Source organism: Micromonospora tarensis, from assembly GCF_016803395.1.
GTDB lineage: Bacteria > Actinomycetota > Actinomycetes > Mycobacteriales > Micromonosporaceae > Micromonospora > Micromonospora tarensis.
Map to the genome: position 1 here is coordinate 1 of NZ_JAEVHL010000213.1, position 11,449 is coordinate 11,449.

An 11,449-nucleotide genomic window follows, 5' to 3' on the forward strand; every position below is an offset into this window, starting at 1 on the left:
GCTGGTCCGGGCCGGCCGCGACGCGGTGCCGCCCTCGACCCGCCGGTTCATGGCCCGGGCCCGGCAGCGTCGCATGCGTGCGGCGCTGCCGTGGGCGGTGGCCGCCGGCGTGCTCGCGGTGCTGGGGCTGGTCGCCTGGACGGTGCTCGGCACCGGGCTGTTCGGCGTGCGGGAGGTCCGCGTCGAGGGCGCCGACCTGGTCACTCCGGTGCAGGTGCACGACGCGGTCGGTGTGCCGGACGGGGTGCCGCTGGCCCAGGTGGACCTGGCCGCCGCCGCGCGTCGGGTCGGGTCGCTACCGGCGGTCGAACGGGCGACGGTGTCCCGGGACTGGCCCGGCACGCTTGTGGTGCGGGTGACCGAGCGGACCCCGGTGGCGGCGGTGCCGCAGGGGGAGGTGTTCGTCCTGATCGACCGCAGCGGGACGGCGTTCCGGACGGTGGACCGGCGCCCCGCCGACCTGCCGCAGGTGACGGTGGCGCGTCCGGCCGTGGACGACCCGGGCACCCGGGCCGCGCTGGAGGTGCTGGTCGCGCTGACGCCGCGGCTGCGCGCGGAGCTGGTGGACGTGAACGTGGCCGGGCTGGCCCGGATCAGCCTGCGGCTGCGGGGGGAGCGGACAGTGATCTGGGGTGACGCGAGCCGGGGTACGGACAAGGCTCGGGTGGCCACCGCGCTGCTGGACGAGAAGACCGATCGGATCGACGTGAGCGCGCCGGACGTGGTGACCTTTCGTTGACCCGGTGAGCATGCCGCAACGTGAACCGTCGCGCTCCGCTCGGCGACACGCCGCCCGGGTCCTTGGCTCATCGGGCGGTGGCGCTTACGTTGCCCCGAAGAGCATCAGTGGTTGACATAACTGTAAGCCTCTAGTAGAGGGTGAGGGTTCACCCCTGATCCCCGCTGGTGACAGCTGTTGTCGGCCGCTGGGCTGGCCACGCCGTACCCGGTCGGCCGAAGCCAATCTCGAAGGAAAGGACCGGAGATGACACCTCCGCACAACTACCTGGCGGTCATCAAGGTCGTCGGCATCGGAGGTGGCGGCGTCAACGCCGTCAACCGGATGATCGAGGTTGGGCTCAAGGGCGTCGAGTTCATCGCGATCAACACCGATGCCCAGGCGCTGCTGATGAGCGACGCCGACGTCAAGCTCGACGTCGGCCGGGAACTGACCCGTGGCCTGGGGGCCGGGGCCAACCCGGATGTCGGCAAGAACGCCGCCGAAGACCACCGCGACGAGATCGAGGAGGTGCTCAAGGGCGCCGACATGGTCTTCGTGACCTGCGGTGAAGGCGGCGGCACCGGCACCGGAGGCGCGCCGGTGGTGGCCAACATCGCCCGTAAGCTCGGTGCGCTGACCATCGGTGTGGTGACCCGGCCGTTCTCCTTCGAGGGCAAGCGCCGCCAGGTGCAGGCCGAGTCGGGGATAGACGAACTCCGCAACCAGTGCGACACGCTCATCGTGATCCCGAACGACCGGCTGCTGGCCCTGGGCGACCGCAACATCAGCATGATGGACGCGTTCCGCACGGCCGACCAGGTGCTGCTCTCCGGTGTGCAGGGCATCACCGACCTGATCACCACGCCGGGTCTGATCAACCTGGACTTCGCCGACGTCAAGAGCGTGATGAGCGGCGCCGGCAGCGCGTTGATGGGCATCGGCAGCGCCCGCGGCGAGAACCGCGCGGTGGAGGCGGCCGAGGCGGCCATCTCCAGCCCGCTGCTGGAGCAGAGCATGGACGGCGCGCGCGGCGTGCTGCTCTCCATCGCCGGTGGCTCCGACCTGGGTCTGTTCGAGATCAACGACGCCGCCCAGCTGGTCACCGACGCGGCCCACCCGGATGCCAACATCATCTTCGGCGCGGTCATCGACGACGCGCTCGGTGACGAGGTGCGGGTGACGGTCATCGCGGCGGGCTTCGACGGGGGCACGCCCGCGTACAAGGCGGCCGAGCCGACCCGTAAGACCAACACCAACCAGCCCGCGCCGCAGAGCACTCCGGTGCCGCCCCCGGCGACGAACCCGGCGCCGGCGCAGTCGCCGCGTCGGGTGCTCTTCGACGACGTGGACGTTCCCGACTTTCTCAAGAACGGGTCCTGAGCACCGCCGATGACCGACAGCTCAAACACGGTACGACCGGACCGGCAGGCCGAACTCGCCGCCGGCCTGGCCCAGGTGCGGTCCCGGATCGACGCCGCCTGCGTTCGGGCCGGCCGGGACCGCGCCGAGGTCACGATGATCGCGGTGACGAAGACGTACCCGGCCAGCGACGTGCTGGCGCTGACCGGGCTCGGCGTGACCGACGTGGGGGAGAACCGCGACCAGGAGGCGGCCGGCAAGGCCGCCGAGGTGGCGGCGGCCGGGGTGCGCCCCCGCTGGCACTTCATCGGCCAGTTGCAGCGCAACAAGGCCCGCTCGGTGGTCCGCTACGCCGACGTGGTGCACTCCGTCGACAGTGTCCGGCTGGCTCGGGCGTTGGCCACCGCGACCGCCGACCGGGAGGTGCCCCTCGACGTTCTGCTCCAGGTGAGCATCGACGGCGACGGGGCCCGGGGTGGGACGCTGCCCGATTCGGCCGACCCGGGTGCCGGGCTGGAGCCGGTGGCTGAGGCGGTGGCCGAGCGCCGGGCCTGCGCCTGGTCGGTCTCATGGCGGTCGCGCCACTCGGCTGGCAGCCGGAGCGGGCCTTCGCTCGACTCGCCGAGGTTACCGGCGTGTTTCGAACGGTCCATCCGGGAGCCACCGCGCTCTCCGCCGGGATGAGCGGAGATTTCGACATCGCGATCCAATACGGCGCGACACATGTCCGTGTGGGTAGCGCGTTGCTCGGAATGCGTCCCACGCTGCGGTAGCCTGACCGCCAGACAAGCAAATTACATCAGTGTTGTTTCAGGGGCGGGCGTCTCCTAAGTCGGGGGTCGTGGCGCGCGACGCGAATCGCGTGCCGGGGGGATTGCCGTTCCGGTCCGATGGGCATGGTTGTCCACTCGCGACGGGCGACATGGCACGGGGGCGCGTGCCGCACGGCGGACGGAAGGGCGCGGGATGGGTGCACTGCGCAAGGCGGGGGTCTGGCTCGGTCTGGTCGAAGAGGACGACGAGCGGGCCTACGACGACGGTGGCTACGACAAGGGTGGCTACCGCGACTCGCGTTACCGGCAGAGTCGGTATGCCGAGGAGTTCGCCGACGACGACGAGGACGACACCGAGGAGCGGCCGGCTCCCCGGCCGCGGGTCAGTGAGCGGGGTCGGCTCTCCGAGCGCGCGAGCGGGCGGTTGAGCGAGTCCGAGCGCGGTGACGGCGAGCGTCCGGAGCGGATCGAGCGGTCCAGCGTACGGTCGATCACCCGGTCGTCGGCGGGCGAGACCTCTGGCGCGCTGACCTACCACACGCGGGACAATCTGGCCCTCGCGCCGCAGGTCACGTCGCGTGAGCGGGCGCTGCCGGAGGAGGAGCAGCGGTACCAGATCACCACGCTGCACCCCACCACGTACCGGGAGGCGCGCACCATCGGCGAGCACTTCCGGGACGGCGTTCCGGTGATCATCAATCTCACCGAGATGGATGAGGCCGATGCCCGCCGTCTGGTGGACTTCGCTGCCGGGCTGGCGTTCGGCCTGCGCGGTACGATCGAGCGCGTGACCAATCGGGTGTTCCTGCTCTCACCGGCCAATGTCCAGGTCACCGCTGAGGACAAGGCCAAGATCGCTGAGGGCGGCTTTTTCAGTCTGAGTTGATCCCGCCCGACCCGAGGGACGTCGCTGACCGTGTTGTCGATCTTACTGCAAGTGTTGTACCTGATCCTTTATGTCTTCCTGCTCCTTCTTCTGTCCCGGTTCGTGTTGAGCGCCGTCCTGCAGTACGGCCGTCGCTGGCAACCGGGGCGTGGAGCATCAGCAGGATTGGAATCCGTGTGGAGCGTCACTGATCCCCCTCTCAACGCGTTGAGGCGTGTGATCCCTCCGCTGCGAATTGGTACCGTGAGCATCGACCTGGCCTCCCTTGTGCTCCTGGTTATCCTGTTCGTGCTGATGGAGTTCGTGTTAGGGCCGTCGATCAGGGCATCTGCCTGATGACCGACGCGCTTTCGCGGCCGCAACTGACCCGAGGAGTTTCGATGCCGCTGACCCCGGCCGACGTCCACAACGTCGCCTTCAAAAAGCCGCCGATCGGCAAGCGGGGGTATGACGAGGAGGAGGTCGACGCCTTCCTGGACGAGGTCGAGCGCGAGCTCGCCCGTCTCATCGAGGAGAACAACGAGCTGCGCGCCCAGGTGGAGCGCGGCGGCCGTGGCGGTGCCCCCGCCGGCCCCGGCGGCGACGCCCGACTGGCGGCAGAGCTCAACGACGTCAAGGCCCAGCTGGACCGGGTGCAGCGCGACAAGTCGGCGGCCGAGCAGGCTGCCCGCGCGATGCAGGCCGAGCTGGAGCAGGTCCGTGCCACCGGCGGTCCCGCCGGGGTCACCGGTGACGGTGAGCAGCAGGCCCTGCGCGTGCTGATGATGGCCCAGCGCACCGCCGACGACCACGTGTCCGACGCCCGCCGCGAGGCCGACAGCCTGCTGTCCGAGGCCCGCAGCAAGGCCGAGGAGGTGACCCGCGAGGCGCGCGCGAAGGCTGACGCCCTCGAGCGGGACGCCCGCCAGCGGCACCAGGAGGCCATGGGCGGCCTGGACGCCAAGCGCACGGCGCTGCAGAAGCACATCGAGGAGCTCAAGCAGTTCGAGCGCGAGTACCGCACCCGGCTCAAGGCGTACCTGGAGAGCCAGCTGCGTGACCTCGACGGTCGTGGCCAGGGCCTCGAAGCCGAGATGACCCGCTCGGAGACCGGCCGCGTCGCGGGCGGCAACGGGCTGGCCGCCGCGGGTCTGGCCGGTTCGTACGGCGGCGGCGGGCGCTCCGGCGCCCTCGAAGCCGGACGCTGAGCACCGGCCGGCGATCGCTGTCCGCCGATGGTGACGGTCGCCGGCCCTGCCTGGACGGTACGACGCGGCGGGGGTGAGCCGTGATAGTCGCAAGTCTCCTGCTCATCCTCGTCGCGGTGGTGCTGCTGGTGCTCGGCCTGGCCGGTGGCTCCAGCTTCTTGTTGATCATCTCCATCGCGGCCAGCCTGCTGGCCGCCGTGGCGTTGGTGGTCGGCGCCCGTCAGGCAGCCGCCAACCGCGCCACGGCGGATCCCGGCCGACCGGCCGGCGGCACCCCGACGCTCCCCGCACGGCCAGCCAGGCCACGCCGGGCGTCGCGTACGGGCCGCCGCTGGTCGAGCCGGAGGTGCCGGTCCAGCACGTGCCCACGACGGTCGGTACCGGCGGCACCGGGTGGCGGCAACCACCCGCGCCGCCGGTCGACCAGGCTCCGCGCGTCGACGATTCGGCCGTGTTCGACCCCCGCGTCGACGACGGGTCCGCGTTCGACGAGGGCGCGTCGTTCGTGACGCCAGCCGACGAGAGGCCCTCGCGGGCCAGACCGGTCAGCCCGGCGTCGCCGCTCGCCTCGTCCACCGACGACGCGTTCGACCCCGAGGACCCGGCCGCCGACGAGCCCGCCGAGCAGCAGGTCACCGTCGCCGAGGCGGCCCGGGTGGCGCGACTCGTCGACGCCGTCGAGGTCGTCGACGGTCGGCCCCGCTACCACCTCGACAGCTGCCCGCACCTGATCGGCCGGCAGCCCGAGACGTTGCCGGTCGCCGAGGCGGTGGAGCTCGGCTTCACCCCGTGCGCGCTCTGCGCGCCGGCGACCGCGCTGCTCACCGACGCCCGGCCGATCTGAAGCGGCACCGGTGCCGGCGCAGGACACGCTCACCGTGGCGGTACGGGTGAAGCCCGGCGCCTCCCGGGACCGGGTGGGTGGCTGCTTCGACGGCCCGCACGGGCCCGCCCTGGTGATCGTGGTACACGACCCGGCCGTCGACGGTCGGGCGACCGAGGCGGCCCGCCGCGCGTTGGCTGGCGCGTTGGGTGTCCGACCGGCAGCGGTGTCACTGCGCGCCGGCGCGGCCAGCCGGGACAAGCTCTTCCTCGTCGATCGGCCCGGCCCGCGGGTGCCCGAGGTGCTGCGCCGGCTGCGCGACGGATCCGCCGGGTGAGGACAGCTCAGGCACGGCAGTCGTGACGCCCGGGTTGGATATCGCGCTGCTGCTCGGTGCGGCAGTGCTGCTGGTCGCGGTCGGCGCGGTAAGGCTCTCCACCCGCCTCGGTGTGCCCAGCCTGCTGGTCTACCTGGCGCTGGGGGTGGCGATCGGCGAGAGCGGGCTGGGTATCCGCTTCGACGACGTCGAGTTGACCCGGACCCTCGGTTTCTGCGCGCTCATCGTGATCATCGCGGAGGGTGGCCTCACCGCCCGGTGGAGCACGCTGCGCCCGGTGCTCGGGCTGGCCTCCGCGCTCTCCACGGTCGGGGTGGCAGTCAGCATCCTGGTGGTCGGCGTCGCGGTGCACCTGCTGCTGGGGCTGGACTGGCGGTTGGCGCTGCTCTACGGCGCGGTGCTCTCGTCCACCGACGCGGCGGCCGTCTTCGCCACCCTGCGCCGGCTGCGGTTGCCGCCCCGGTTGGTGGCCACCCTGGAGGCCGAGTCGGGGATGAACGACGCCCCGGTGGTGCTGCTGGTGGTGCTCCTGTCCCACCGGGGTTTCTCGCACCCGTGGTGGTATGAGGTCGCGCTGGTCTGCTACGAGTTGGGCGTCGGCGCGGCGGTGGGTGTGGGCGCGGGCGTCGCCGGCACCTGGGCGCTGCGCCGGGCCGCGCTGCCCTCGGCCGGGCTCTACCCGATCGCCGCGGTGGGCATCACGGTGTTGGCGTACGCCGCGGGGGCGGTGCTGCACGCCTCCGGATTCCTCGCCGTCTACGTGGCCGGGGTGCTGTTGGGCAATGCCCGGCTGTCGCACCGGCAGGCGATTCTCGGCTTCGCGGACGGGTTGGCCTGGCTCGCCCAGATCGGGTTGTTCGTGTTGCTCGGGTTGCTGGCCTCGCCGGGCCGGCTGGACGCGGCGGTGCTGCCCGCTGTGGTGGCGGGGCTGGCCCTGGTGCTGTTGGCCCGACCGATGTCGGTGGCCGTCTCGGCGTTGCCGTTCCGGGTCGGCCTGCGAGAACAGGCGTTCCTGTCCTGGGCCGGACTGCGTGGTGCGGTGCCGATCGTGCTGGCCACCATTCCGCTGTCGGAGCGGGTACCCGGCGCGGAGCGGCTCTTCGACGTGGTCTTCGTGCTGGTAGTGATCTTCACGCTGGTGCAGACCGGGACGTTGGGGCCGTTCGCCCGCCGGTTGCGGGTGACCGCGCCGGCCGAGGCCGCCGAGATCCACGTGGAGACCGCGCCGCTGGAACGGATGCGGGCGGACCTGCTCCAGCTGGAGGTGCCGCCGGGCTCCCGGCTGGCGGGCGTGCACGTGGACGAGTTGCGGCTTCCGCTGGGCGCGTCGGTCACCCTGGTGCTGCGCGACGGGGTGGGTTTCGTGCCGGCCCCGGACACTCGGTTGAAGACCGGCGACAGTCTGCTGATCGTGGCGACCGCCGGGGTCCGCGACGCGGCGGAACGTCGGTTGCGGGCGGTCAGTCGGCGGGGCCGTCTGGCCCGATGGTTTGGCGAGTACGGAGATGAGGAACCCGGTTGATCTGCTAGCGTTCCTTTTGCCCCAGTTAGGCAGGGCTAGGGGCTGTTAGCCGGTGCGACGGTGCGCCACGTTGTCGGACGCCTGTACGTTCCGTATTCTTGCCAACCTCCGGAGTGCGCGGCCGTTGTCGCCGTGCGCCCCTTTTCGTACTTAGGGGACGCCTTGGTCGGCGCCCCCTGACCAGGTGCCGCGACCGCGCGGCTCCCCGGCCGAGGGAGCGACCCATGGCGAAGCCAGCCGACACCAGGACCGCCGGGCGCAAGCCGGTGGCCAAGGCCACCCGCAGCACCGCGGAGACCGAGAAGATCCGGGCGGCGCTGGCGGCGCGGCGGGACGAGCTTCGCGCCGAGTACGATCAGACGCTGAGTGAGATCACCGAGCTGCAGCGCGACCGGCTGACCGACTCGGCCGGGGACGACCAGGCCGACACGGGCACCAAGACGCTTGAGCGCGAGCAGGAGATCTCTCTCGCCAACAGCATTCTGGAACGGATCACGCAGGTCGAGCGCGCACTGGAGCGCCTCGACGAGGGTGGTTACGGCTGGTGCGAGCGGTGCGGCAACCCGATCCCGGTCGAGCGCCTCGCCGCCTTCCCGTCGGCCACCCTCTGCGTGACGTGCAAGCAGCTGGAGGAGCGGCGCTGAGGTCCGTTCCCCGGCGGCGATGAGACGGTGAGCGATCACCGCCGAGACTGTCGATGGGGAGCGCATGACCGCAGCACCGTCCGCCGAACCCGGCCGCACCGACCCGGGCGGCGACACCCGCCGGCCCCGGGCCGTCGCGATACTCGCCGGAGTCGCCCTGGTGGCCCTGCTGGCCGATCTGGTCACCAAGCACCTCGCGCTGGCCGCGCTGACCGACCGGGAGCCGGTCCGGTTGGTCGGTGGGTTCGTCTACCTGAGCCTGACCCGCAACAGCGGTGCGGCCTGGAGCATCGGCTCGGACCACACCTGGGTCTTCCCGCTGATCACCATCGGGGTGGTCGGTTGGATCGTCTGGATGGCCCTGCGACTGCGCTCGCTGCCCTGGGCGATCTCCCTCGGTCTGGTGCTGGGTGGCGCGCTGGGCAACCTCGTCGACCGGATCTTCCGGGCGCCGTCCCCCTTCCACGGCCACGTGGTCGACATGATCAGCCTCTTCGACCCGTACGGTCAGGTCTGGCCGGTGTTCAACCTGGCCGACAGTTCGCTGGTCTGCGGCGTGCTGCTGGCCGTCCTGTTGGAGCTGACCGGCCGCCAACGTGACGGCGGCGGGCGGGGCGCGACGGCGACCCGGCCACGACTGACGCCCCGCAGCGCCGAGCAGCGGGAGCGGGCGTGACCGCCGCGTTCGCCGCAGGCGGCGACCACCGTTCCCTCCCGGTGCCGGACGGCCTCGACGGCATGCGACTGGACCAGGCGGTGGCCCGCCTGTTCGGGCTCTCCCGCACCGCCGCCGCGGCAGTGGTCGACGCCGGGGACGCACGTGTCGACGGCTCCGCCCGGCCCAACTCCCACAAGGTCAAGGCCGGCTCCTGGCTGGAGGTCACGCTGCCCGCCCCGGTCGCGCCGCCGACCGTGGTGCCGCAGGCGGTGCCCGGCCTGCGGGTGGTCTACGCCGACGACGACATCGTCGTGGTCGACAAGCCGGTGGGAGTGGCCGCGCACCCCAGCCCCGGGTGGACCGGCCCGACGGTGATCGGCGCCCTGGCCGCGATCGGGCACCGGATCTCCACCAGCGGTGCCGCCGAGCGGCAGGGCGTGGTGCACCGGCTCGACGTGGGCACCACCGGAATCATGGTGGTGGCCAAGAGCGAACAGGCGTACACGGCGTTGAAGCGGGCCTTCAAGTACCGCGAGGTGAACAAGGGCTACCACGCGGTGGTGCAGGGTCACCTGGACCCGCTGCGCGGCACCGTCGACGCGCCGATCGACAGGCACCCCACGCACGACTACCGGTGGGCGGTGGTCTCCGGTGGCAAGCCGAGCATCACCCACTACGACACCCTGGAGGCGTTCCCGGCGGCCAGCCTGGTCGACGTCCGGCTGGAGACCGGCCGGACCCACCAGATCCGGGTGCACTTCTCCACCCTGCGGCACCCCTGTGTGGGAGACCTCACCTACGGCGCGGATCCCACCCTCTCGGCCCGTCTCGGCCTGGCCCGACAGTGGCTGCACGCCCGCGAACTGAGCTTTTTGCACCCCCGTTCGGGGGACGAGGTCCGGTTCGTCAGCGACTACCCTGACGACCTGGACCGTGCGCTCCAGATCCTGCGTGACTGAGCGGCGACCGCCCGACACCGATCCACAGAGGGGATCCCGCCCGTGCGCGCCGGTAACCTGCTGCGGCAGTTGGACCAGCGGCTGCTGCCGCCGCTGACCCGGGCCGTGGCCCGGCTGGGCGACCGGTCGGCGCGCTCCGGGGTGCTCAGCTGGGCGGCCGTGCTCTCCGCGGCGGCGGTGCTGGGCACCGCGGTGTGGGCCGTCGACGACACTCCGGTCGGCGACCGGACGGTGGGTGAGGTGACCCGGGTCGGCGTCACCGACGGTGACTCCGTCCCCGGCTACCTGCGCTCCGCCGCGGCCGACCTGGCCGCGCTGCAGGCGTCCGCCCCGACCGCCGAGGGGACGACGTACGCGCTTGTCACACTGGACGCGTACCTGCCACCGCAGCGGCTGGCGGCGGTGCTCGGCGACGTTCCGGTGTCGACGGTCTTCGGGCGGGTGCCGCTGCCCGGCCGGCAGACCGAGATCGTCAAGATCCCCGCGCTGCGGGTGCCGGACGACGTGCTCGCCGGCATGGAGCAGGTGGCGGCCCGCAAGGACACCGAGGCCGCCGACTACCGGGCCAGGGCCGCCGCTGTCGACGGCAACGGCGGGGGCGAGCAGGAGTTGCGGGAGCGCTACACCAGCGGCGCCGAGGTGGCGGCGGCCGAGGCGGCCGCGTACCGCACCGGCTGCTCCTGTGTCTACGCGGCGGTGGTGCGGGCGACGCCGGTGGCGCTGCGCGGAGTCGCGACCCGACCGGACGTGCGCGCGGTCGACCCCGCCCCCGAGGTGTACCGGCTGGACCGCACGGTCTTCACGCCACCGCTGCCCGAACAGCACGACGTGGTGCGTCCGCCGGCCGACACCCCGCCGAGCGCCGAGCCGACCCCGCACGAGCGGCCGGAGTCGGCACCGAGCGCGGCGGCGCCGACGCCGTCGATGGGCGAATCGTCGGAATCAGCACCGGTCGTGACGATTCCGTCACCCGAGCCGTCCCTGCCCGAACCCACCGGGTCGACGCCGCCGAGCGTCACCACCTCCCCGGACACCCTCGACGCCGGGCCGCCGACGCCGACGTCGTCGTGATCTGCGTCGGCTGGTGTGCGCTCGCAGGTGTGGTCCGAATAGGGTTTGCTTCGTAGCCTGTCAGACGGAGATCGATGGCGCTGGGAGGGCGGGCCGTGGAGGGCAGTGAGACCGGCTGGGGCCGGCCGGCCGAACCAGCACCGCGGTGGCGGGCGTTGTTGGACCGCGCCCGGTTGGGCGGTCGCGGCGCGGAGCAGACCGAACCGGACCGGCACGCCGAGGAGACGCCACCGGACCCACTGCCGCGGCGCGCGGCCCCCAACGGCTACGCCGGCCGGGCGCCCGCCATCGGGCATCCGGCTGAGCTGTCGTACGGCGCGGAGCCCGGTTACCGGGCCGAGGCGACCTACCGCGTCGACCCCGCGTACCGGGCCGAGCCGGCGTACCGGGCGGAGCCGGGTTACCGGTCCGAGCCGGACTACCGCGCCGAGCCGGCGTATCGAACCGAGCCGGAGTACCGGGCCGAGCCGGCGTACCGGGCGGAGCCGGACTACCGGGCCGAGCCGGCG

The 11,449-nt window shown here is 72.4% G+C and carries 10 protein-coding genes and 5 pseudogenes; all 15 read left to right on the plus strand.

Translation table 11 applies throughout. From position 1 onward, the window contains the following. Position 1: 1 nt before the first annotated feature. Positions 2–739 (plus strand): cell division protein FtsQ/DivIB, encoded by a 738-nt coding sequence (locus JM949_RS28130; RefSeq protein WP_238434027.1) that lies wholly within the window; start codon positions 2–4, stop codon positions 737–739. 246 nt (positions 740–985) lie between these two features. Then, the gene (ftsZ, locus tag JM949_RS28135; protein WP_124778507.1) at positions 986–2,101 is read left to right on the plus strand and encodes a cell division protein FtsZ; all 1,116 of its coding nucleotides are present in this window, start codon (positions 986–988) and stop codon (positions 2,099–2,101) included. A 9-nt stretch (positions 2,102–2,110) separates the two neighbouring features. After that, positions 2,111–2,853: pseudogene (locus tag JM949_RS28140) on the plus strand (YggS family pyridoxal phosphate-dependent enzyme). 193 nt (positions 2,854–3,046) lie between these two features. Then, positions 3,047–3,739, plus strand: a complete 693-nt coding sequence (locus JM949_RS28145; RefSeq protein ID WP_203151219.1) for a cell division protein SepF — start codon at positions 3,047–3,049, stop codon at positions 3,737–3,739. Between the two features lie 30 nt (positions 3,740–3,769). Then, the gene (locus JM949_RS28150; protein ID WP_030334503.1) at positions 3,770–4,075 is read left to right on the plus strand and encodes a YggT family protein; all 306 of its coding nucleotides are present in this window, start codon (positions 3,770–3,772) and stop codon (positions 4,073–4,075) included. Between the two features lie 44 nt (positions 4,076–4,119). Further along, positions 4,120–4,926, plus strand: coding sequence for a DivIVA domain-containing protein (locus tag JM949_RS28155; RefSeq protein ID WP_203151220.1), 807 nt, complete (start codon positions 4,120–4,122; stop codon positions 4,924–4,926). A gap of 80 nt (positions 4,927–5,006) precedes the next feature. Next, positions 5,007–5,368: pseudogene (locus tag JM949_RS39975) on the plus strand (hypothetical protein); the annotation flags it as partial. 159 nt (positions 5,369–5,527) lie between these two features. Then, positions 5,528–5,770, plus strand: a pseudogene (locus tag JM949_RS39980) (hypothetical protein); the annotation flags it as partial. 10 nt (positions 5,771–5,780) lie between these two features. Next, positions 5,781–6,086 (plus strand): DUF167 domain-containing protein, encoded by a 306-nt coding sequence (locus tag JM949_RS28165; RefSeq protein ID WP_203151221.1) that lies wholly within the window; start codon positions 5,781–5,783, stop codon positions 6,084–6,086. Positions 6,087–6,108: 22 nt separating this feature from the next. Then, positions 6,109–7,608, plus strand: a complete 1,500-nt coding sequence (locus tag JM949_RS28170) for a potassium/proton antiporter (protein WP_203151222.1) — start codon at positions 6,109–6,111, stop codon at positions 7,606–7,608. Between the two features lie 224 nt (positions 7,609–7,832). Continuing rightward, on the plus strand, positions 7,833–8,252 hold the full coding sequence (locus JM949_RS28175; RefSeq protein WP_030334492.1) for a TraR/DksA family transcriptional regulator: 420 nt from the start codon (positions 7,833–7,835) through the stop codon (positions 8,250–8,252). 64 nt (positions 8,253–8,316) lie between these two features. Further along, positions 8,317–8,912: pseudogene (lspA, locus tag JM949_RS28180) on the plus strand (signal peptidase II); the annotation flags it as partial. Positions 8,913–8,924: 12 nt separating this feature from the next. Beyond that, the gene (locus tag JM949_RS28185; RefSeq protein ID WP_203151225.1) at positions 8,925–9,869 is read left to right on the plus strand and encodes an RluA family pseudouridine synthase; all 945 of its coding nucleotides are present in this window, start codon (positions 8,925–8,927) and stop codon (positions 9,867–9,869) included. Between the two features lie 42 nt (positions 9,870–9,911). Continuing rightward, entirely contained in the window at positions 9,912–10,940 is a 1,029-nt protein-coding gene (locus JM949_RS28190) for a hypothetical protein (protein WP_203151223.1), read from the plus strand. Between the two features lie 74 nt (positions 10,941–11,014). Then, a pseudogene (locus JM949_RS28195) lies at positions 11,015–11,449 on the plus strand (ATPase); the annotation flags it as partial.